The organism is Pseudocitrobacter sp. 73 (genome assembly GCF_008369545.1).
GTDB classification, from domain to species: domain Bacteria; phylum Pseudomonadota; class Gammaproteobacteria; order Enterobacterales; family Enterobacteriaceae; genus Pseudocitrobacter; species Pseudocitrobacter vendiensis.
Genome location: NZ_VTZO01000015.1, coordinates 155,907 through 178,035, shown reverse-complemented (window position 1 = coordinate 178,035; position 22,129 = coordinate 155,907). Strand labels below are relative to the sequence as shown.

At 54.1% G+C, this 22,129-nt stretch carries 21 protein-coding genes and 2 tRNA genes; 17 read left to right on the top strand and 6 right to left on the bottom strand.

Annotation, left to right across the window (positions count from 1 at the left end; all coding sequences use genetic code 11):
* Positions 1 to 116: 116 nt before the first annotated feature.
* A complete protein-coding gene (secG, locus tag F0Q32_RS16855) occupies positions 117 to 446 on the top strand; it encodes a preprotein translocase subunit SecG (RefSeq protein ID WP_015962861.1) in 330 nt (109 codons plus the stop codon).
* A 13-nt stretch (positions 447 to 459) separates the two neighbouring features.
* A tRNA-Leu gene (locus tag F0Q32_RS16850) sits at positions 460 to 546 on the top strand.
* Between the two features lie 304 nt (positions 547 to 850).
* Here the strand turns inward: F0Q32_RS16850 and argG are convergent.
* The gene (gene argG / locus F0Q32_RS16845) at positions 851 to 2,194 is read right to left on the bottom strand and encodes an argininosuccinate synthase (RefSeq protein WP_149463986.1); all 1,344 of its coding nucleotides are present in this window, start codon (positions 2,192 to 2,194) and stop codon (positions 851 to 853) included.
* Positions 2,195 to 2,531: 337 nt separating this feature from the next.
* Between argG and F0Q32_RS16840 the strand changes: the two genes are divergently transcribed.
* The 12 genes from F0Q32_RS16840 (at position 2,532) to mtr (ending at position 16,406) form a co-directional block, all read left to right on the top strand.
* A tRNA-Met gene (locus tag F0Q32_RS16840) sits at positions 2,532 to 2,608 on the top strand.
* A 207-nt stretch (positions 2,609 to 2,815) separates the two neighbouring features.
* Complete coding sequence (gene rimP, locus F0Q32_RS16835; RefSeq protein ID WP_015962865.1) at positions 2,816 to 3,268, top strand: ribosome maturation factor RimP; 453 nt, start codon at positions 2,816 to 2,818, stop codon at positions 3,266 to 3,268.
* 27 nt (positions 3,269 to 3,295) lie between these two features.
* Complete coding sequence (nusA, locus tag F0Q32_RS16830) at positions 3,296 to 4,783, top strand: transcription termination factor NusA (protein ID WP_015962866.1); 1,488 nt, start codon at positions 3,296 to 3,298, stop codon at positions 4,781 to 4,783.
* Positions 4,784 to 4,807: 24 nt separating this feature from the next.
* Positions 4,808 to 7,495 (top strand): translation initiation factor IF-2, encoded by a 2,688-nt coding sequence (gene infB / locus F0Q32_RS16825; protein WP_149463985.1) that lies wholly within the window; start codon positions 4,808 to 4,810, stop codon positions 7,493 to 7,495.
* Between the two features lie 161 nt (positions 7,496 to 7,656).
* Positions 7,657 to 8,058, top strand: coding sequence for a 30S ribosome-binding factor RbfA (rbfA, locus tag F0Q32_RS16820; protein ID WP_015962868.1), 402 nt, complete (start codon positions 7,657 to 7,659; stop codon positions 8,056 to 8,058).
* Entirely contained in the window at positions 8,058 to 9,002 is a 945-nt protein-coding gene (gene truB / locus F0Q32_RS16815) for a tRNA pseudouridine(55) synthase TruB (RefSeq protein ID WP_149463984.1), read from the top strand. Before rbfA ends, truB begins: the two co-directional genes overlap by 1 nt.
* Before the next feature lie 150 nt (positions 9,003 to 9,152).
* Positions 9,153 to 9,422 (top strand): 30S ribosomal protein S15, encoded by a 270-nt coding sequence (gene rpsO / locus F0Q32_RS16810; RefSeq protein ID WP_015962870.1) that lies wholly within the window; start codon positions 9,153 to 9,155, stop codon positions 9,420 to 9,422.
* Positions 9,423 to 9,768: 346 nt separating this feature from the next.
* On the top strand, positions 9,769 to 11,904 hold the full coding sequence (gene pnp / locus F0Q32_RS16805; protein ID WP_149463983.1) for a polyribonucleotide nucleotidyltransferase: 2,136 nt from the start codon (positions 9,769 to 9,771) through the stop codon (positions 11,902 to 11,904).
* A 111-nt stretch (positions 11,905 to 12,015) separates the two neighbouring features.
* Positions 12,016 to 12,900: a lipoprotein NlpI gene (nlpI, locus tag F0Q32_RS16800; protein WP_149463982.1), complete on the top strand. Its 885-nt coding sequence runs from the start codon at positions 12,016 to 12,018 to the stop codon at positions 12,898 to 12,900.
* A 105-nt stretch (positions 12,901 to 13,005) separates the two neighbouring features.
* Complete coding sequence (gene yrbN / locus F0Q32_RS16795; protein WP_149464056.1) at positions 13,006 to 13,086, top strand: protein YrbN; 81 nt, start codon at positions 13,006 to 13,008, stop codon at positions 13,084 to 13,086.
* On the top strand, positions 13,079 to 15,016 hold the full coding sequence (gene deaD, locus F0Q32_RS16790; protein WP_149463981.1) for an ATP-dependent RNA helicase DeaD: 1,938 nt from the start codon (positions 13,079 to 13,081) through the stop codon (positions 15,014 to 15,016). The genes yrbN and deaD overlap by 8 nt, the downstream gene beginning before the upstream one ends.
* Positions 15,017 to 15,161: 145 nt before the next feature.
* Positions 15,162 to 16,406 (top strand): tryptophan permease, encoded by a 1,245-nt coding sequence (mtr, locus tag F0Q32_RS16785; RefSeq protein ID WP_149463980.1) that lies wholly within the window; start codon positions 15,162 to 15,164, stop codon positions 16,404 to 16,406.
* An 81-nt stretch (positions 16,407 to 16,487) separates the two neighbouring features.
* Here mtr and F0Q32_RS16780 read toward each other — a convergent pair whose 3' ends face one another.
* The 3 genes from F0Q32_RS16780 to F0Q32_RS16770 form a co-directional block, all read right to left on the bottom strand.
* The gene (locus tag F0Q32_RS16780; RefSeq protein ID WP_149463979.1) at positions 16,488 to 17,495 is read right to left on the bottom strand and encodes a luciferase-like monooxygenase; all 1,008 of its coding nucleotides are present in this window, start codon (positions 17,493 to 17,495) and stop codon (positions 16,488 to 16,490) included.
* A gap of 187 nt (positions 17,496 to 17,682) precedes the next feature.
* Positions 17,683 to 18,561: a U32 family peptidase gene (locus F0Q32_RS16775; RefSeq protein ID WP_149463978.1), complete on the bottom strand. Its 879-nt coding sequence runs from the start codon at positions 18,559 to 18,561 to the stop codon at positions 17,683 to 17,685.
* Between the two features lie 8 nt (positions 18,562 to 18,569).
* The gene (locus F0Q32_RS16770; RefSeq protein WP_015962877.1) at positions 18,570 to 19,565 is read right to left on the bottom strand and encodes a peptidase U32 family protein; all 996 of its coding nucleotides are present in this window, start codon (positions 19,563 to 19,565) and stop codon (positions 18,570 to 18,572) included.
* Between the two features lie 205 nt (positions 19,566 to 19,770).
* Here F0Q32_RS16770 and F0Q32_RS16765 point away from each other — a divergent pair, with 205 nt between their 5' ends.
* Both F0Q32_RS16765 and F0Q32_RS16760 read left to right on the top strand, forming a co-directional pair.
* Positions 19,771 to 20,295, top strand: coding sequence for an SCP2 domain-containing protein (locus tag F0Q32_RS16765; protein WP_108474995.1), 525 nt, complete (start codon positions 19,771 to 19,773; stop codon positions 20,293 to 20,295).
* Entirely contained in the window at positions 20,289 to 20,792 is a 504-nt protein-coding gene (locus tag F0Q32_RS16760) for a GNAT family N-acetyltransferase (RefSeq protein WP_149463977.1), read from the top strand. The genes F0Q32_RS16765 and F0Q32_RS16760 overlap by 7 nt, the downstream gene beginning before the upstream one ends.
* Here the strand turns inward: F0Q32_RS16760 and F0Q32_RS16755 are convergent.
* Positions 20,779 to 21,063 (bottom strand): GIY-YIG nuclease family protein, encoded by a 285-nt coding sequence (locus tag F0Q32_RS16755; protein WP_108474997.1) that lies wholly within the window; start codon positions 21,061 to 21,063, stop codon positions 20,779 to 20,781. The two genes, F0Q32_RS16760 and F0Q32_RS16755, sit on opposite strands and share 14 nt — an antisense overlap.
* 54 nt (positions 21,064 to 21,117) lie before the next feature.
* On the opposite strand from F0Q32_RS16755, the gene F0Q32_RS16750 reads away from it, so the two are divergent.
* Positions 21,118 to 21,561, top strand: a complete 444-nt coding sequence (locus F0Q32_RS16750) for a YhbP family protein (RefSeq protein WP_149463976.1) — start codon at positions 21,118 to 21,120, stop codon at positions 21,559 to 21,561.
* Here F0Q32_RS16750 and F0Q32_RS16745 read toward each other — a convergent pair.
* Positions 21,541 to 22,059, bottom strand: coding sequence for a type 1 glutamine amidotransferase domain-containing protein (locus tag F0Q32_RS16745; protein ID WP_149463975.1), 519 nt, complete (start codon positions 22,057 to 22,059; stop codon positions 21,541 to 21,543). The genes F0Q32_RS16750 and F0Q32_RS16745 overlap by 21 nt on opposite strands.
* Positions 22,060 to 22,129 lie beyond the last annotated feature (70 nt).

Genomic DNA, 22,129 nt, shown 5'->3' with positions numbered 1-22,129 from the left:
AAGGTGATTCGCTTTGGTTAGTATTCACACCCGCTTCAGTGGGAAACATTAAAAAAGCCCACTTTAATTGGTCGAAGCAATTGGTATGCGGCAACTCCGCAAGGAACAGGTTGATTATGTACGAAGCTCTTTTAGTAGTTTTCCTTATTGTAGCGATTGGCCTTGTTGGTCTGATCATGCTGCAGCAAGGTAAAGGCGCTGATATGGGAGCCTCCTTCGGAGCAGGCGCTTCCGGCACGCTGTTTGGTTCAAGTGGTTCTGGTAACTTCATGACCCGCATGACCGCAGTTCTGGCAACGTTGTTCTTCATTATCAGTCTGGCGCTGGGTAACATTAACAGCAACAAGACCAATAAAGGAAGCGAGTGGGAAAATCTGAGTGCGCCGAAAACCGAGCAAACTCAGCCAGCTGCACCGGCTCAGCCGACCAGCGATATCCCACACTAAGAGTAGTATCTGTGCTGAGGTGGTGGAATTGGTAGACACGCTACCTTGAGGTGGTAGTGCCCTAACGGGCTTGTGGGTTCGAGTCCCATCCTCAGTACCAATATTCCGAAAGAAAGACGCTGAAAAGCGTCTTTTTTTTCGTCTGTAGTAAACGTAGGCCTGATAAGCGTAGCGCATCAGGCATTGTGCTCGCGGCAGAGTTGCCGGATGGCGGCTTCGCCTTATCCGGCCTACAGATGCACCGAACATCGAACACCAAATACCAAACACCGCACGCTTCGTAGGCCTGATAAGCGCAGCGCCATCAGGCACTGTGCAAGCAGCAGAATCGCCAGACGTCGGTACAACCTGCCCACAAAAAAAGCCGCTTTCGCGGCTTTTTGCATACATCAACAGAGAAGCAATTACTTCCCTTTCTTCTCCAGATTCTCAACCTGCGGCACGCCGCTGGCGGCTGAGGAAGAGAGCAGGCCAGTTTTTGCATAACCGAACAACTTATCGCGCGTGTCGGTGATATCCAGGTTACGCATAGTCAACTGACCGATACGATCTTCGGCAGAGAACATGGAGTCGCCTTTCTCCATCGTCAGACGCTCTGCTTTATAGGTCAGGTTGTCAGACACGGTATTCAGAATGGAGTAGTCGTTCCCGCGACGCAGTTCCAGCGTGACTTCGCCGGTAATCTGGCTTGCGACCCAGCGTTGCAGTGAATCACGCAGCATCAGCGCCTGAGAATCGAACCAACGGCCCTGGTACAGCAGACGACCCAACTGACGACCATGCGCATGATATTGCTCGATAGTGTCTTCGTTATGAATGCCGGTCAGCAGACGCTCGTAAGCGATATGCAGCAGCGCCATCCCCGGGGCTTCGTAGATGCCACGACTTTTCGCTTCAATGATACGGTTTTCAATCTGATCGCTCATGCCCAGACCGTGACGGCCGCCAATGCGATTTGCTTCCAGCATCATCTCCACGTCGTCACTGAAGGTTTTACCGTTCAGCGCGACCGGATGACCCTGTTCAAAACGCACGGTCACTTCTTCTGCCGGGATCTTCACGTTCTCATCCCAGAATTTCACACCCATAATCGGGTTAACGATTTTGACGCTGGAGTTGAGGAATTCCAGGTCTTTCGCTTCGTGCGTTGCGCCAAGCATGTTGGAGTCGGTGGAGTAAGCTTTCTCGACGGACATTTTGTAGTCGAAGCCGCAGGAAATCATGAACTCAGACATCTCATGACGACCGCCCAGCTCATCGATAAAGTCGCTATCGAGCCACGGTTTGTAAATCTGCAGTTCGGCGTTGGTCAGCAGGCCATAACGATAGAAACGTTCAATATCGTTGCCTTTATAGGTGCTGCCGTCGCCCCAAATGTTCACACCATCTTCTTTCATGGCGGCAACCAGCATGGTGCCGGTAACGGCGCGACCGAGTGGGGTTGTGTTGAAGTAGGTCAGGCCGCCGGTGGTATTGTGGAAGGCGCCACATTGAATAGCGGCTATACCTTCTGCAACCAGCTGCTTACGGCAGTCGATCAGACGAGCGTTCTCTGCGCCGTATTCCATGGCACGGCGTGGGATAGCGTCGTAGTCTTCTTCATCAGGCTGGCCCAGGTTTGCAGTATAGGCGTAAGGCACTGCTCCTTTTTGTCGCATCCACAGCAGCGCCGCGCTGGTGTCCAGACCGCCGGAGAAGGCGATACCAATACGTTGACCTACCGGAAGATGCTTGAGAATCGTCGTCATAAAGTAAAACCCTGCTTTGATAGACTGATGGAGAAAACGCTTTTTCGCTCTCAGTGAATTTTTATGCAAAATAAATGAGTTTTAATTTAATCATCTTTTGCGCAATACCGGAAGTGCTTCGTGTGATTTTCAGTGAAAAATCCTTATTGCTGCGGTGTATCGCTTGTGACACATTACTGCCAGTAATACTGCTTGTCCGCTGCATAGAATGTGAGGTTGACAGGATGTTACTTTCTTCTTTATACTACAGGCCGATTTTACGTCCCGTCCTCGGTACCAAATCCCAGCATTATTTGCATTTTTTACTCAAAACGCGTAAAATTTGCCACGTTTCAGGCGCGGGGTGGAGCAGCCTGGTAGCTCGTCGGGCTCATAACCCGAAGGTCGTCGGTTCAAATCCGGCCCCCGCAACCACTTTCCCTTAGAGTTCTTTTTCAAATATACTGTGAAGACTTAGGCCTTCGTAGCTGGATTTGAAAAAAATTCTTTCGGAAGGTTCTCCAGGCCGCAGTTGCGGCTATAGGGTTCAGTTATCTAAAGCCCCGATTTATCGGGGTTTTTTGTTATCTGACTACAGAATAACTGGGCTTTACGCCCTTTTTTTATGTCTTGGGGGTGGGTTTGTCCACATTAGAGCAAAAATTAACAGAGATGATTACGGCACCAGTTGAAGCCCTGGGCTACGAACTGGTCGGCATCGAATTTATTCGCGGTCGCACATCCACACTGCGCATCTATATTGATAGTGAAGATGGCATCAATGTTGATGATTGTGCTGATGTGAGCCACCAGGTAAGCGCGGTAATGGATGTAGAAGATCCGATTACAGTGGCTTACAACCTGGAAGTTTCCTCTCCGGGCCTCGATCGTCCTATGTTCACCGCGGAACACTACACGCGTTTCCTGGGTGAAGAAGTCACGCTGGTCCTGCGCATGGCGGTTCAGAACCGTCGTAAATGGCAGGGCATTATCAAAGCGGTAGACGGTGAAATGATCACTGTGACAGTCGAAGGCAAAGATGAAGTGTTCGCGCTGAGTAACATCCAGAAGGCGAACCTGGTTCCCCACTTTTAACAGTCTGGATTGAGGTGAAAGGCCCCGATGAACAAAGAAATTTTGGCTGTTGTTGAAGCCGTCTCCAATGAGAAAGCGCTGCCGCGTGAGAAGATTTTCGAAGCGCTGGAAAGCGCGCTGGCAACGGCTACGAAGAAAAAATACGAACAAGAAATCGACGTTCGCGTAGAAATTGATCGTAAGAGCGGCGATTTCGATACATTCCGTCGTTGGGTGATCGTTGAAGAGGTCACGCAACCGACGAAAGAAATTACCCTGGAAGCAGCACGCTACGAAGACGAAAGCCTGAACGTGGGTGACTACGTTGAAGACCAGATCGAATCTGTGACCTTCGACCGTATCACCACTCAAACGGCGAAACAGGTTATCGTACAGAAAGTTCGTGAAGCTGAACGCGCAATGGTCGTTGATCAGTTCCGCGAACACGAAGGTGAAATCATCACTGGCGTGGTGAAGAAAGTGAACCGTGACAACATCTCTCTGGATCTCGGCAACAATGCTGAAGCCGTTATCCTGCGTGAAGATATGCTGCCGCGTGAGAACTTCCGTCCAGGCGACCGTATCCGTGGTGTACTTTATTCCGTACGTCCGGAAGCGCGTGGCGCACAGCTGTTCGTCACCCGTTCCAAGCCGGAAATGCTGATCGAACTGTTCCGCATTGAAGTGCCAGAAATTGGCGAAGAAGTTATTGAAATCAAAGCAGCCGCTCGCGATCCAGGTTCTCGTGCGAAAATCGCCGTGAAAACCAACGATAAGCGTATCGATCCGGTGGGTGCTTGCGTGGGTATGCGCGGTGCGCGTGTTCAGGCCGTTTCGACGGAGCTGGGCGGCGAGCGTATCGACATCGTTCTGTGGGACGATAACCCGGCGCAGTTCGTGATCAACGCCATGGCGCCGGCGGATGTCGCGTCTATCGTGGTCGACGAAGATAAACACACTATGGATATCGCTGTTGAAGCGGGCAACCTGGCGCAGGCGATTGGCCGTAATGGTCAGAACGTACGTCTGGCCTCGCAGCTGAGCGGATGGGAACTCAACGTGATGACCGTTGATGACCTGCAGGCGAAGCATCAGGCTGAAGCGCACGCAGCGATCGATACCTTCACCAAATATCTCGATATTGATGAAGATTTCGCGACAGTGCTGGTTGAAGAAGGCTTCTCCACGCTGGAAGAACTGGCCTACGTGCCAATGAAAGAACTGCTGGAAATTGACGGTCTTGATGAAGACACCGTTGAGGCACTGCGCGAACGTGCTAAAAACGCACTGACCACTCTGGCACTGGCCCAGGAAGAAAGCCTCGGTGATAACAAACCGGCTGACGATCTGCTCAACCTTGAAGGGCTGGATCGCGCAATGGCATTCAAACTGGCAGCTCGTGGTGTTTGTACGCTGGAAGATCTCGCTGAACAAGGCGTTGATGACCTGGCTGATATCGAAGGTTTAACTGACGAGAAAGCCGGCGAGCTCATCATGGCCGCCCGTAATATTTGCTGGTTCGGCGACGAAGCGTAATAAACTGTAGCAGGAAGGAACAGCATGACAGATGTAACCGTAAAAACGCTGGCCGCAGAGATACAGACCTCGGTGGATCGCCTGGTACAGCAATTTGCTGACGCTGGTATCCCGAAGTCTGCTGATGACTCTGTGTCCGCACAAGAGAAACAAACTTTACTGGCGCACCTGAACCGTGAAAATGGTTCTGCGCCGGACAAATTGACCCTGCAGCGCAAAACGCGCAGCACGCTCAATATCCCAGGTACCGGCGGTAAAAGTAAGTCGGTACAAATCGAAGTCCGCAAGACACGCACCTTTGTGAAACGCGATCCGCAAGAGGCTGAACGCCTGGCCGCGGAAGAGCAGGCGCAGCGTGAAGCGGAAGAGCAAGCCCGTCGTGAAGCTGAAGAAGCAGCGAAGCGCGAGGCGCAACAAAAAGCCGAACGTGAGGCCGCAGAACAAGCTAAGCGTGAAGCCGCTGATAAAGCGAAACGTGAAGCTGCGGAAAAAGACAAAGTGAGCAATCAACAAGACGATATGACTAAAACTGCCCAGGCTGAGAAAGCCCGCCGTGAAAGTGAAGCTGCTGAGCTGAAGCGTAAAGCGGAAGAAGAAGCACGCCGCAAGCTTGAAGAAGAAGCGCGCCGCGTAGCGGAAGAAGCCCGCCGCATGGCAGAAGAAAACGAAAAAAATGGTGTGAATAGCGCTGAGCCGACTGAAGACACCAGCGATTATCACGTCACCACTTCTCAGCATGCTCGCCAGGCTGAAGATGAAAACGACCGTGAAGTTGAAGGTGGTCGTGGCCGTGGTCGTAACGCGAAAGCGGCCCGTCCGGCGAAAAAAGGCAACAAGCACGCTGAATCCAAAGCTGACCGTGAAGAAGCGCGTGCAGCGGTTCGTGGCGGTAAAGGCGGCAAACAGCGTAAAGGTTCTTCTCTGCAGCAGGGCTTCCAGAAGCCAGCGCAGGCCGTTAACCGTGACGTTATCATCGGCGAAACCATCACCGTTGGCGATCTGGCTAACAAAATGGCCGTTAAAGGTTCTCAGGTCATCAAAGCGATGATGAAACTGGGCGCAATGGCGACCATCAACCAGGTTATCGATCAGGAAACCGCACAGCTGGTTGCCGAAGAGATGGGCCACAAAGTTATCCTGCGTCGTGAAAACGAACTGGAAGAAGCGGTAATGAGCGACCGTGATACGGGTGCTGCGGCTGAACCGCGCGCACCGGTTGTGACCATCATGGGTCACGTTGACCACGGTAAAACCTCTCTGCTGGACTACATTCGTTCAACGAAAGTGGCCTCAGGCGAAGCGGGCGGCATTACCCAGCATATCGGTGCATACCACGTTGAAACTGACAACGGTATGATCACCTTCCTGGACACCCCAGGCCACGCCGCGTTTACCTCTATGCGTGCTCGTGGTGCGCAGGCAACGGATATCGTTGTTCTGGTTGTTGCAGCGGACGACGGCGTGATGCCGCAGACCATCGAAGCTATCCAGCACGCGAAAGCGGCGCAGGTTCCGCTGGTTGTTGCTGTGAACAAAATCGATAAGCCAGAAGCTGACCTCGATCGCGTTAAGAACGAACTCTCCCAGTACGGCGTTATGCCGGAAGAGTGGGGCGGCGAAGCACAGTTCATCCCAGTATCCGCGAAAGCCGGTACCGGTATCGACGACCTGCTGAACGCTATCCTGCTGCAGGCTGAAGTTCTGGAGCTGAAAGCGGTTCGTAAAGGTATGGCAAGCGGCGCGGTGATCGAATCCTTCCTGGATAAAGGTCGTGGTCCGGTTGCTACCGTTCTGGTACGCGAAGGTACTCTGCATAAGGGCGATATCGTTCTGTGTGGCTTCGAATACGGTCGTGTTCGTGCGATGCGTAACGAACTGGGTCAGGAAGTGCTGGAAGCGGGTCCGTCCATTCCGGTGGAAATCCTCGGTCTGTCCGGTGTTCCGGCTGCCGGTGACGAAGTAACCGTTGTGCGTGACGAGAAGAAAGCGCGTGAAGTTGCACTGTATCGTCAGGGCAAATTCCGTGAAGTTAAACTGGCTCGTCAGCAGAAATCCAAACTGGAGAACATGTTCGCCAACATGACCGAAGGCGAGGTTCACGAAGTGAACGTCGTGCTGAAGGCTGACGTACAGGGTTCTGTAGAAGCGATTTCCGATTCCTTGCTGAAACTGTCTACCGACGAAGTGAAAGTGAAGATCATCGGTTCTGGCGTAGGTGGTATCACCGAAACCGACGCCACGCTTGCTGCGGCATCCAACGCCATCCTGGTAGGCTTCAACGTCCGTGCTGATGCCTCTGCGCGCCGCGTGATCGAAGCAGAAAGCCTGGATCTGCGTTACTACTCCGTCATCTATAACCTGATCGACGAAGTGAAAGCAGCGATGAGCGGCATGCTGTCTCCGGAACTGAAACAGCAGATCATCGGTCTGGCTGAAGTACGTGATGTGTTCAAATCACCGAAATTCGGTGCGATCGCGGGCTGTATGGTTACCGAAGGTATCATTAAGCGTCACAACCCAATCCGCGTTCTGCGCGACAACGTGGTTATCTATGAAGGCGAGCTGGAATCCCTGCGCCGCTTCAAAGATGACGTTAACGAAGTCCGTAACGGCATGGAATGTGGTATCGGCGTGAAGAACTACAACGACGTTCGCGTTGGCGATATGATCGAAGTGTTCGAGATCATCGAAATTCAGCGTACGATTGCCTAAGGTTGATTGGGTGTAGGCCGGATAAGGCGTTACGCCGCATCCGGCAGCCGTTGCCTGATGCGACGCTCGCGCGTCTTATCAGGCCTACGTGAACAGCCCTTTCTACCTGAGATTAATTTTAAAAGGGGCTTTTGGCCCCTTTTTTGTCTGGAGAATTTATTATGGCGAAAGAATTTGGTCGCCCGCAGCGCGTGGGGCAGGAGATGCAAAAAGAGATCGCACTCATCCTGCAGCGCGAAATTAAAGACCCGCGTCTGGGCATGATGACGACCGTTTCCGGCGTGGAAATGTCCCGTGATCTGGCCTATGCCAAAGTGTTTGTGACCTTCCTGAACGATAAAGATGAAGCTGCCGTTAAAGCAGGCATCAAAGCGCTGCAGGAAGCTTCCGGTTTCATCCGCTCGCTGCTGGGTAAAGCCATGCGTCTGCGTATCGTGCCGGAACTGACCTTCTTCTACGACAACTCGTTAGTTGAAGGGATGCGTATGTCCAACCTGGTGACTAACGTGGTTAAGCATGACGAAGAACGTCGTGTGAACCCGGACGACAGCAAGGAGGACTGATGAGTCGTCCTCGTCGTCGCGGTCGTGATATCCACGGCGTATTGTTGCTGGACAAACCGCAAGGTGCATCCAGCAATGATGTGCTGCAAAAAGTAAAACGTCTCTATAACGCGAACCGCGCCGGGCATACCGGGGCGCTGGATCCGCTGGCGACCGGCATGCTGCCGATTTGCCTTGGGGAAGCGACCAAGTTTTCTCAGTATCTGCTGGATTCCGATAAGCGATATCGCGTCATCGCACGATTGGGCCAACGTACCGATACGTCCGATGCCGACGGTCAGATTGTCGAAGAGCGCCCGGTGACCTTCACCGATGCGCAGCTGGCTGATGCGCTGGAGAGTTTTCGTGGCGATACCCAGCAGGTGCCGTCAATGTATTCGGCGCTGAAGTATCAGGGCAAAAAGCTCTACGAATACGCCCGCCAGGGCATTGACGTGCCGCGTGAAGCGCGCCCGATTACCGTGTATGAACTGCTGTTTATTCGCCGCGAAGGCGATGAACTGGAGCTGGAAATTCACTGTTCGAAGGGCACCTACATTCGCACCATCATTGATGACCTGGGTGAAAAGCTCGGCTGTGGCGCGCACGTTATTTTCCTGCGTCGTCTGGCGGTGAGTAAATACCCGGTTGAACGGATGGTGACCCTGGAACAGTTGCGCGAGTATGTCGAGCAGGCAGAACAGCAGGGGATTCCTGCCGCACAACTGCTGGACCCGCTTTTGATGCCGATGGACAGTCCGGCTTCGGACTTCCCCGTCGTCAATATTCCCTCCGTTGTGGCGGCATACTTTAAGAACGGCCAGCCGGTGCGTGCCTCTCAGGCGCCCGCCAGCGGATTAGTCCGCGTCACCGAAGGCGACGACGCGAAATTTATCGGCATGGCTGAAATCGATGATGAAGGCCGTGTCGCACCGCGTCGTCTGGTGGTGGAATACCCCGAGTGAGGCAATTGCCTCTCTTGCGATAACAGGCCGCTACGAGTAGAATGTTGCGGCTTAACGTCTGCGTAATTGTTTAACAATGGGCAAGCGTTATCTCAGGGCTGCTGAATTAGAGATCGGCACCCTTTCATTCTTTTAAATTTGGAGTTCAAAATGTCTCTAAGCGTTGAAGCTAAAGCACAAATCGTTTCTGAGTTCGGTCGCGATGCGAACGACAGCGGTTCTACCGAAGTTCAGGTTGCTCTGCTGACTGCACAGATCAACCACCTGCAGGGTCACTTTGCAGAGCACAAAAAAGATCACCACAGCCGTCGTGGTCTGCTGCGCATGGTTTCTCAGCGTCGTAAACTGCTGGACTACCTGAAACGTAAAGATGTTGCACGCTACACCGCGCTGATCGAGCGTCTGGGTCTGCGTCGCTAATTCTGGCGAGTTTCAGAAAGAGGGGCCTTTATGGCCCCTTTTTTCCACCAGATGTCAGCCAGTTAAGAGAAAACGTACCCGCAAAAAATAGTGCTTAAGCGAAAGCCTGTGTGCCACGTAAATGAATTTACAACGCACGTTGCTAACGCAGCGGTATTTTGAAAGATAACGGGTATAATGTATTGTTGTTGTAGATGTTCTTCATTGCAGAGGTTCGCGCGGCTAATGAGAGGCTTCACCCATGAAGGGTTAGGGTTGTCATTAGTCGCGAGGATGCAACGAAGATCGAGTTCCTATGTCGGCACGCCTGAAGGTGTGCTGCCACTTATTGAGAAAGGATAGAATTTTGCTTAATCCGATCGTTCGTAAATTCCAGTACGGCCAACACACCGTAACCCTGGAAACCGGCATGATGGCGCGTCAGGCAACTGCCGCTGTGATGGTTAGCATGGATGACACCGCGGTATTCGTTACCGTTGTCGGCCAGAAAAAAGCGAAACCAGGCCAGGATTTCTTCCCGCTGACCGTTAACTATCAGGAGCGTACCTACGCTGCTGGTCGTATCCCGGGTAGCTTCTTCCGTCGTGAAGGCCGTCCAAGTGAAGGCGAAACCCTGATCGCGCGTCTGATTGACCGCCCGGTTCGCCCGCTGTTCCCGGAAGGCTTCGTCAACGAAGTTCAGGTTATCGCGACCGTTGTGTCCGTAAACCCGCAGGTTAACCCAGACATCGTGGCAATGATTGGCGCATCCGCTGCGCTGTCTCTGTCCGGTATCCCGTTCAACGGCCCAATCGGCGCCGCTCGCGTAGGTTATATCAATGACCAGTACGTACTGAACCCGACTCAGGACGAGCTGAAAGAAAGCAAGCTGGACCTGGTGGTTGCCGGTACCGAAGCTGCTGTTCTGATGGTTGAATCCGAAGCAGAACTGCTGAGCGAAGATCAGATGCTCGGCGCGGTAGTGTTCGGTCATGAACAACAGCAGGTTGTTATCCGTGAAATCAACGAGCTGGTGAAAGAAGCCGGTAAACCTCGTTGGGACTGGCAGCCTGAAGCCGCTAACGACGCGCTGAATGCACGCGTTGCTGCCCTGGCAGAAGCTCGCCTGAGCGACGCTTACCGCATCACTGACAAACAAGAGCGTTATGCTCAGGTTGACGTGATCAAATCTGAAACCATCGCAACGCTGGTAGCTGAAGACGAAACTCTGGACGCTAACGAGCTGGGCGAAATCCTGCACGCTATCGAGAAAAACGTTGTTCGTAGCCGCGTACTGGCAGGCGAACCGCGTATCGATGGCCGTGAAAAAGACATGATCCGTGGTCTGGACGTGCGCACTGGCGTGCTGCCGCGTACTCACGGCTCCGCGCTGTTCACCCGTGGTGAAACTCAGGCGCTGGTTACTGCAACCCTGGGTACGACCCGCGATGCGCAGAACCTCGACGAGCTGATGGGCGAGCGTACGGACAACTTCCTGTTCCACTACAACTTCCCTCCGTACTGCGTAGGTGAAACGGGTATGGTCGGTTCTCCGAAGCGTCGTGAGATTGGTCACGGCCGTCTGGCGAAACGCGGCGTACTGGCAGTGATGCCGGAACTGGACAAATTCCCGTACACCGTTCGTGTGGTTTCTGAAATCACCGAATCTAACGGTTCTTCCTCCATGGCTTCCGTATGTGGTGCTTCCCTGGCGCTGATGGATGCTGGTGTGCCTATCAAAGCAGCCGTTGCGGGTATCGCGATGGGTCTGGTGAAAGAAGGCGACAACTTTGTTGTTCTGTCTGACATCCTGGGCGACGAAGACCACCTGGGCGATATGGACTTCAAAGTAGCGGGTTCCCGCGACGGTATCTCTGCGCTGCAGATGGATATCAAAATTGAAGGTATCACCAAAGAGATCATGCAGGTTGCGCTAAACCAGGCTAAAGGTGCGCGTCTGCACATCCTGGGCGTGATGGAACAGGCGATCAACGCGCCGCGCGGCGATATCTCTCAGTTCGCACCGCGTATCCACACCATCAAGATCAGCCCGGACAAAATCAAAGACGTTATCGGTAAAGGCGGTTCTGTTATCCGTGCCCTGACCGAAGAAACCGGCACCACCATCGAAATCGAAGATGACGGTACTGTGAAGATCGCAGCGACCGACGGTGAAAAAGCGAAATACGCTATCCGTCGTATCGAAGAGATCACTGCAGAGATCGAAGTGGGTCGTATCTATAACGGTAAAGTGACCCGTATCGTAGACTTTGGCGCATTCGTTGCCATCGGCGGCGGTAAAGAAGGCCTGGTGCACATCTCTCAGATCGCTGACAAGCGTGTTGAGAAAGTCACTGATTACCTGCAGATGAATCAGGAAGTACCGGTTAAGGTTCTGGAAGTTGACCGTCAGGGCCGTATCCGTCTGAGCATCAAAGAAGCAACCGAGCAGTCTCAGCCTGCTGCCGCACCGGAAGCTCCGGCCGCGGAACAAGGCGAGTAAGGTTTGCCGTTTTGCCCTCTGCGCAAGCAGGGGGCAATTTTACCTGGCGGGATGCCTGTTTGCAGCCGGGGGACAGGACGTTCATCCAATTGTTGTCTTCGGGAGTGGGAAATGAAGCCTTTTTTGCGCTGGTGTTTCGTAGCGACAGCACTCACGCTGGCAGGATGCAGTAATTCTGCCTGGCGAAAGAGTGAGGTCCTCGCGGTACCATTGCAACCGACTTTACAGCAGGAAGTGATTCTGGCACGCATGGAACAAATTCTTGCCAGTCGGGCTTTAACCGATGACGAACGCGCACAGCTTTTATATGAGCGCGGAGTGTTGTATGATAGTCTCGGTCTGAGGGCACTAGCGCGTAACGATTTTTCGCAAGCGCTGGCAATCCGACCAGATATGCCTGAAGTATTCAATTACTTAGGCATTTACTTAACGCAGGCAGGCAATTTTGATGCTGCCTATGAAGCGTTTGATTCTGTACTTGAGCTTGATCCAACTTACAATTATGCGCACTTGAACCGCGGCATCGCGCTTTATTACGGTGGCCGTGCAAAATTAGCGCAAGATGATCTGCTGGCGTTTTATCAAGACGATCCCAATGATCCCTTCCGTAGTCTGTGGTTATTCCTCGCCGAGCAGAAGCTCGATGAGAAGCAGGCAAAAGACGCGTTGAAACAACGCTTCGATAAATCGGATAAAGAACAATGGGGATGGAACATTGTCGAGTTCTACTTAGGCAACATTGACGAAAAAACGTTAATGGAGCGCCTGAAGGCGGACGCAACGGATAACACCTCGCTCGCTGAGCATCTCAGTGAAACCAACTTCTATTTAGGTAAGTATTACCTAAGTCTTGGGGACAAGGACAGCGCTACGGCACTGTTCAAACTGGCGGTTGCTAACAACGTTCATAACTATGTTGAGCACCGATACGCATTGTTGGAATTATCGCTCCTGGGCCAGGACCAAGATGACCTGGCAGAATCGGACCAGCAATAGCTGACGACTACATCAGCCCGTAATCTTTTTGATTGCCATCACCTTCGCGGGTGAGGGCGTTGTTGTTCGTTAATACACCTACTTTGAGCCGGTTCACACTTTTCAATGAAAATTGCAGATCATTTTCATGATGAGTTATGTAGACTGGCCGCCATTAATATCGAGGCACTTGTACTACATGGCTGAATTCGAAACCACTTTTGCAGATCTGGGCCTGAAGGCTCCTATCCTTGAAGCCCTTAACGATCTGGGTTACGAAAAACCATCTCCGATCCAGGCTGAGTGCATCCCGCACCTGCTGGGCGGTCGTGACGTGCTGGGCATGGCCCAGACAGGTAGTGGTAAAACCGCAGCGTTTTCCCTGCCACTGCTGAACAATCTTGATCCTGAGCTGAAAGCACCTCAAATCCTGGTGCTGGCACCGACCCGCGAACTGGCGGTTCAGGTTGCTGAAGCCATGACGGATTTCTCTAAACATATGCGCGGCGTAAACGTGGTTGCTCTGTACGGCGGCCAGCGTTATGACGTGCAATTACGCGCCCTGCGTCAGGGGCCGCAGATCGTCGTCGGTACGCCGGGTCGTCTGCTGGATCACCTGAAACGCGGCACCCTGGACCTCTCTAAACTGAGCGGTCTGGTTCTGGATGAAGCTGACGAAATGCTGCGCATGGGCTTCATCGAAGACGTTGAAACCATTATGGCGCAGATCCCGGAAGGTCATCAGACCGCTCTGTTCTCTGCAACCATGCCGGAAGCAATTCGCCGTATTACCCGCCGCTTCATGAAAGAGCCGCAGGAAGTACGCATTCAGTCCAGCGTCACTACCCGTCCTGACATCAGCCAGAGCTACTGGACTGTCTGGGGCATGCGTAAAAACGAAGCACTGGTACGTTTCCTGGAAGCGGAAGATTTTGATGCGGCGATTATCTTCGTTCGTACCAAAAACGCGACTCTGGAAGTGGCTGAAGCTCTTGAGCGTAACGGCTACAACAGCGCCGCGCTGAACGGTGACATGAACCAGGCGCTGCGTGAGCAGACGCTGGAACGTCTGAAAGATGGTCGTCTGGATATCCTGATTGCGACCGACGTTGCGGCCCGTGGCCTGGACGTTGAGCGTATCAGCCTGGTCGTAAACTACGATATCCCGATGGATTCTGAGTCTTACGTTCACCGTATCGGTCGTACCGGTCGTGCGGGTCGTGCTGGCCGTGCGCTGCTGTTCGTTGAGAACCGCGAGCGTCGTCTGCTGCGCAACATCGAACGCACTATGAAGCTGACCATTCCGGAAGTCGAACTGCCGAATGCAGAACTGCTGGGCAAACGTCGCCTGGAAAAATTCGCCGCGAAAGTACAGCAGCAGCTGGAAAGCAGCGATCTGGATCTCTACCGTGGCCTGCTGGCGAAAATCCAGCCGACTGCCGAAGGCGAAGAACTGGATATCGAAACCCTGGCCGCAGCACTGCTGAAAATGGCACAGGGCGAGCGTACTCTGATCGTTCCGCCAGATGCGCCGATGCGTCCGAAACGTGAATTCCGTGACCGTGATGACCGTGGTCCGCGCGATCGCAACGATCGTGGCCCACGTGGCGATCGTGAAGATCGTCCGCGTCGTGAACGTCGTGATGCCGGTGATATGGAACTGTATCGCATTGAAGTGGGCCGTGATGATGGCGTTGAAGTACGTCACATTGTTGGTGCGATTGCCAACGAAGGCGATATCAGCAGCCGTTACATCGGTAACATCAAACTGTTCGGTACGCACTCCACTATCGAACTGCCGAAAGGTATGCCGGGCGAAGTACTGCAGCACTTTACTCGCACCCGCATCCTGAACAAACCGATGAACATGCAGCTGCTGGGCGACGCGCAACCGCGTCCTGAGCGTAGCGGTGGTCGCGGTTTCGGCGGCGAGCGTCGTGAAGGCGGTCGTGGCTTTGGCGGCGAACGTCGTGAAGGCCGTGGTTTCGGTGGTGAGCGTCGTGAAGGTGGCCGTGGTGATGGTCGTCGTTTCAGCGGCGAACGTCGTGACGGTGGCCGTGCGCCGCGTCGTGATGATGCTGCCGCGCCGCGTCGTGATGACTCTTCCAGCCGTCGCCGTTTCGGTGGTGATGCGTAAGAAATCATCGCTTGTTAGCGTAAAGTAAAATATACAGCCCCGGTTGCGAAATCGGGGCTTTTTTTATTCCTTTTGTACTCATGTACTGGTACATTAGCGCCATGCTAACGTATAGCAAAGAATGATTCACTGGAGATATCGGCAAATGGCGACACTTACCACTACAGCTTCACGACCGTCACTTTTTGGTGGCGTGGTGATCATCGGCGGGACCATTATTGGCGCGGGCATGTTCTCGCTGCCGGTGGTGATGGCCGGTAGCTGGTTCTTATGGTCGCTGGCGGCGCTGCTTTTCACCTGGTTCTGCATGCTGCATTCCGGGCTGATGATCCTCGAAGCGAACCTCAACTACCGCATCGGCGCGAGCTTCGACACGCTGACCAAAGATCTCCTTGGCAAAGGCTGGAATATCGTCAACGGCATCTCAATTGCCTTTGTTCTTTATATTCTGACCTACGCCTATATCTCTGCGAGCGGCTCTATTCTGCATCATACGTTTGCAGAGATGTCGCTAAACGTACCGGCACGCGTGGGGGGCTTTACCTTCGCATTACTGGTGGCCTTTATTGTCTGGATGAGTACCAAAGCGGTCAGCCGCATGACGGCTATCGTACTGGGCGCGAAAGTCATCACCTTCTTCCTGACGTTTGGTAGTTTGCTGGGGCATGTGGAGCCGACAACGCTGTTTAACGTCGCAGAAAGTAATGCCTCTTACACTCCGTATCTGCTGATGACGTTACCGTTCTGCCTGGCCTCCTTTGGCTATCACGGCAACGTGCCAAGCCTGATGAAGTATTACGGTAAAGATCCTAAGACCATCGTGAAATGCCTGGTTTACGGCACGCTGCTGGCGCTGGGGCTTTACACCATCTGGTTGCTGGGAACGATGGGTAACATCCCGCGTCCGGAATTTATCGGCATTGCTGAGAAAGGCGGGAACATTGACGTGCTGGTACAAGCGCTGAGCGGCGTGCTGAACAGCCGTAGTCTGGACCTGTTGCTGGTGGTGTTTTCTAACTTCGCGGTAGCGAGTTCATTCCTGGGCGTAACGCTGGGTCTGTTCGATTACCTGGCCGATCTGTTTGGCTTTGACGATAGCGCGATGGGCCGTTTCAAAACGGCGCTGCTGACCTTCGCACCGCCGATCGTGGGCGGCGTACTGTGGCCGAACGGCTTCCTGCATGCCATTGGCTATGCCGGGCTGGCGGCAACCATCTGGGCGGCGATTGTACCCGCTCTTTTGGCCCGCGCATCGCGCAAACGCTTCGGCAGCCCGAAATTCCGCGTCTGGGGCGGCAAGCCGATGATTGCGCTGATTCTGGTCTTCGGTATCGGCAATGCGCTGGTGCACATTCTGTCGAGCTTTAATTTGTTGCCGGTTTATCAGTAATTGTGCGGCCTGATGCCCTCACCCTAACCCTCTCCCACAGGGAGAGGGGACTGCCCGGAGTGAGGGGCACACAAACCGTACTTACCCCAACAACTCTTCCTTCACATCCATCGCCAGCCCGAACGAATGCAGACGTGCCTCGCTATCAAAAATCTGCCCGTTAACCATAATTTCATCCGCGTCGGTTTCACGCAGAATTGACTCGAGCCCGTGACGCACTTTCGCTTTATCTCCAACCAGCGACATACTCAGCGCCTGCTGTACGCCATACTGCTCGGACGGCGACCAGAACTGATCCATGTTTTGAATCGGCGGTGGTAGTTGCCCGGTTTCGCCACGGCGCAGTTTCACAAACGCCTGCTGCATGGAGGTGAACAGGAATTCTGCGTCGCGATTGCTGTCGGCGGCGATGATATTGATACACACCATCGCGTACGGTTTTTCCAGCCGCGCGGAAGGTTTGAAGTTGGTGCGGTAAAGGTGCAGTGCCTGGAACAGCATATCCGGTGCGAAGTGCGAGGCAAACGCGAACGGCAGACCTAACTGTGCGGCAAGCTGCGCGCTGTAGAGGCTTGACCCCAGCAGCCAAACCGGGATTTTCTCGCCGTAGCCGGGAACCGGGCGCACGTGCGGATTGGGATCGCGGGCGTCAAACCAGTCAACCAGCTCCGCCACATCGCGTGGGAAATTATCCACATCACCGCTCATATGACGACGCAGTGCCATCATGGTGCGCTGGTCGCTGCCTGGCGCGCGGCCCAGCCCTAAATCAATACGACCAGGGTACAACGTATTAAGCGTACCGAACTGCTCGGCGATCACCAGCGGGGAGTGGTTGGGCAGCATCACACCACCAGAACCGAGATGCAGGGTGGTGGTATTCGCCGCCAGATAGCCAATCAGCAACGACGTTGCCGCGCTGGCGATGCCGGTCATGTTGTGGTGTTCCGCTAACCAGTAGCGATGATAGCCACGCTTTTCGGCGAGCTTTGCGAGATCGAGGGAACGGTCGAAGGCGTCTTTGGCCTGCAAACCTTGTGGGATCGGCGCGAGATCGAGCACCGAGTATGCAACGGTTTTGTCAGTCATAAAGGCTCACTTTGTTAGCTGCTGAACATTTCATACTGCATTAAAGAGTAGTGAATGTTGTTAACAAAGTGAGCTTTATACGGTAGGTGGCGCAGGTAAAATGCCTGATGGCGCTGCGCTTATCAGGCCTACGCGACAATATATTTGTAGGCCGGATAAGGCATTGATGCCGCCATCCGGCGAAAGGTTATGCCTGTAACTCCAGACCCGCCAGGCGTTTCCAGTAACCGTTACAGTCGCTGTTGGCGGTGAGGCTCAGCGGTGCCAGGCCATTTTCGTTGGCGCGGAAGGCATCCAGCATGTCGAACGTCTCGGTGCCCAGCGGCGACAGACGCACGATATCCACCAGCCCCTGCATTGATGCCAGCTCATTACCCAGGTTGTAGACATAACCGCTCATGGTCTGAATGCCGTTCAGCACGAAGACCTGCTGGTTTTCCTGCGACAGCACGTTGCGCCCGTTCGGGTATTTGATGCAGCAGGTTTCGCACTCATCTTTTGGCCTATCTTCCGAACGCGCGGTAAAGCAGCGGGCGGAGTAGGCCAGCGGCAGATGACCGTAGCTCAGAACTTCCACTTCAAACTGATTGCGGATGCCCAGCTCTTCGCACTGCGTCAGCAGATTCGCCAGCCAGTCGCGAGACAGCTCGACTGGCATACACCAGCGCATCATGCCCTGTTTCGCCAGCAGACGAAGCGTTACTGCGTTATAGCAGTTCAGCGCATGCCCGGCGACGAACGGCAGTTTGCGGTCGGCGCACATATTCACCACGCCGAAATCGCTCGCTTCCAGCAGGAAGTCGCCGTTTTCAACGTAACGCTTCAGTTCGCCCAGTTCAGAAGAGGCCTGCACCAGCGCCAGCGTGGATAGCACAATTTGCTTGCCGCTGCCCGCCAGCGATTTCGCCATATCCAGCCAGTCGCCCACTTTGGTGGCGCGACGCTTGCTGCATACCGCTTCGCCCAGATAAATAATATCAGCACTGCTGGTGGCGGCCTGCTGGTAGAAATCCTCCAGCGTCTCTTTTGGCCAGTAGTACAGCACCGGCCCTAATGAATATTTCATGGTCTTTCCTACTGCCATTTGCGGTGGTACGCGCCAAGCGTGGTTTGTGTGCCTTCGGACATTGAACCAAGGGTGTCCATCCATGCCGCCTGCGGCACAAAGTTTTGCGGGTCCGCGATGCAGCGATCGATGGCCTGACGCCATACTTTTGCGACCTGGCTGACATAGGCCGGGCTACGCTGGCGACCTTCGATTTTCACTGACGCGATATTGGCGGCCAGCAGTTCCGGCAGCAGCTCCAGCGTATTCAGGCTGGTCGGCTCTTCCAGCGCGTGATAGCGCTCGCCGTCTACCAGATAACGCCCTTTACACAGCGTTGGATACCCGGCGTTCTCGCCGTCCTGGTAGCGGTCAATCAACACTTCATTCAGGCGTGATTCCAGCCCCTGCGGCGTTTGCTGCCAGCGTACATAGCGCGCCGGAGAACACGCGCCGACGGTATTTGGTGATTCACCGGTCAGGTAGGACGACAGATAGCAACGGCCTTCCGCCATGATGCACAGGCTTCCGAAGGCGAACACTTCCAGCGGAACGGGGGTGACGCGCGCCAGCTGTTTCACCTGGTGGATGGAAAGCACGCGCGGCAGCACCACGCGAGCGACATCGAAATTGCGGTGATAGAAGCGAATTGCTTCTTCATTGGTGGCGGAAGCCTGAACGGAGACGTGGCGCTCAATATGCGGGTAACGTTCTGCCGCGTACTCCAGCATGGCGATATCGGCCAGGATCAGCGCATCTGCACCAAGCTGTGCAGCCATGTCTACCGCGCGTTGCCAGCGAACGTAACCGTCCGGGTGTGCAAAGGTGTTAATGGCGATGTGAAGCTTGCGCTTATGCTGGTGCACAAAGCTGACAGCTTCCTGCAGCTTTTTCTCGGTAAAATTCAGGCCGGCAAAATGGCGGGCGTTGGTGTCATCTTTCAGCCCGATATAGACAGCATCGGCGCCGTTTTCGATGGCCGCCTTCAGCGCCGGGAGATTTCCGGCAGGGCAGAGCAGCTCCATAATTCTTCCTGCAGATAGCGATAATGTTAACGAGGTGGGATTTTAGTTAACCTGGCGGCGATTATTTTTGATTTGAGGCAGACAAAAGCGTATTGATGGCACCAATAATGGTTAGTCTTTACCACATAATTGTTGATTTACGCCGCTATGTCGTTTATCTGATATGGCAAAATAACAGGATTATTGCATTCATGGAGTAAAGCTTGTGTTGGATAAACTGCGTTCACGTCTGGTTCATGTTGCCCCAACGCTGATGAGCGTGCCGGTGAAGTTCACGCCGTTCGCCCTTAAACGTCAGGTGTTGCAGCAGATGCTCAGTTGGCAATTCCGCCAGGCGCTGGCCGAAGGTGAGCTTGAATTTCTCGAAGGTCGCTGGTTAAGCATTGAGGTGCGTGATATTGGCCTGCAATGGTTTACCTCCGTCGAGAACGATCGCCTGATTGTGAGTGAATCGGCGCAGGCTGATGTGAGCTTTAGCGCGGACGCCAGCGATTTACTGATGATCGCTGCGCGTAAACAAGATCCTGACACGCTCTTCTTCCAGCGTCGACTGGTTATTGAAGGCGATACAGAGTTGGGGTTATACGTTAAAAACCTGATGGATGCCATTGAGCTTGAACAGATGCCAAAAGCGCTGCGTGTCATGCTGATGCAACTGGCGGACTTCGTGGAAGCCGGGTTGAAAACGCCATCAGACTCTAAACACACATCGGTAGGTGAGCCATGCTGATTCGAGTGGAAATTGGGATTGATGCACCGGGGATAGACTCCCTGCTGCGTCGCACCTTCAACGGCGACGGGGAAGCCAACCTTGTGCGCGAGCTGCGCGAAGATGGCTTGATTACCCTCGGGCTTGTGGCGACGGATGACGAAGGTCACGTGGTAGGTTACGTGGCATTCAGCCCGGTAAGCGTTGAAGGTGAAGAACTGCAGTGGGTCGGGCTGGCGCCGTTGGCGGTCGATGAAAACTATCGTGGGCAGGGGCTGGCGCGCCAGATGGTCTATGAAGGCCTCGATTCCCTGAACGAGTTCGGTTATGCCGCGGTTGTCACGCTTGGCGAGCCCGCGTTGTACAGCCGCTTTGGCTTCGAACGCGCCGCACAGTACGACTTACGTTGCCGCTGGCCGGGTACGGAAGACGCGTTTATGGTGCATCGTCTGGCGGATGATGCGCTGAACGGCGTGCACGGTCTGGTCGAGTATTCCGATCACTTTAATCGTTTTTAAGGCCGCTTAGCAGGGCTTCAAACGACTCTTCTCCAGCAACGAGGCGCTCTTTCTGGCGCTTCGTTAGCTGTTTAATGCGGTATTCCAGCCGCAAAGCCAGTGAGTGCTCACCAACTTCGCCAGAAAATGCCAACGTCAGTTCACCCTTGCCGCGTAGCGCTTTTGCGCCTTTTCCGCTTTGATGCTGCTGAAAGCGTCGCGCCACGTCGGTGGTGATCCCGGTGTAGAGTTTGTTATCCGCCGAGCGGACCAGATAAAGAAACCAGGGCACGAGTTGAAACCTGTATAGTAACGTGAACGCACCTTAGCATAACGGAGAGAAAAGATGGAAACGCTTGCTGCCATTAGTCGCTGGCTGACAAAACAACACGTTGTAAGCTGGTGTGTGGCGAGTGAAGGCGAACTCTGGTGTGCGAATGCCTTCTTCGTGTATGACGCCGATCGCGTCGCGTTTTATTTGCTCAGCGACACCACCACTCGTCATGGGCAGATGACCGGTACGCATGCACCCGTTGCCGGAACGGTTAATGGCCAGCCGAAAACGGTGGCGTTGATTCGCGGCCTGCAGTTTAAGGGGGAGATTCGGCTGCTGGAAGGTGAAGAGAGCGACGAGAAGCGCGCGTTGTATAACCGCCGCTTCCCGGTCGCCAGAATGTTGTCAGCACCCGTGTGGGAAATTCGCCTTGATGAGCTCAAGTTTACTGACAACACGCTGGGCTTCGGTAAAAAACTGCATTGGCTACGGGAATCAGGCGCCCAGCAGGCGTAAAGCTTCCCGGTTAAATGCCGGTAAATCATCTGGCGTCCGGCTGGTCACCAGTTGGTCATTGTCGACCACCACTTCCTGGTCGTAAAAATCCGCCCCGGCATTTTTCACATCCACTACAATAGGTTTCACGGCGGTGAGCTTGCGTCCGCGCACCACATCGGCGCTGATCAGTAGCTGAGGCCCGTGACAAATGGCAAACACCGGTTTGCCGGCGTTAATAAAGTCGCGGGTGAAGGAGACGAAACGATCGTCGCCGCGCAGGGAGTCCGGCGAATGGCCGCCCGGCAGCAGAAGTGCATCAAAGTCTGCGGGGCTAACCTGGTCAATGGCGGCGTCAATCTTCACCTTTGCTTCGCCGCGTTTACCCGTCACTGTGTTACCGGCCTGCTTCTCAATGGTGATAACCTGATGGCCCGCTTTACGAAACGCATCGGCGGGAGAGGTAAACTCTGAATCTTCAAACTCGTCGGTGATCAAGACGGCTATTTTCTTGCTCATGATTCCTCCATGGTTTTGGCTTCAGAAAAAAATCCTGCGAACTATATAGTCTGGGGCAGGACGACGAGAT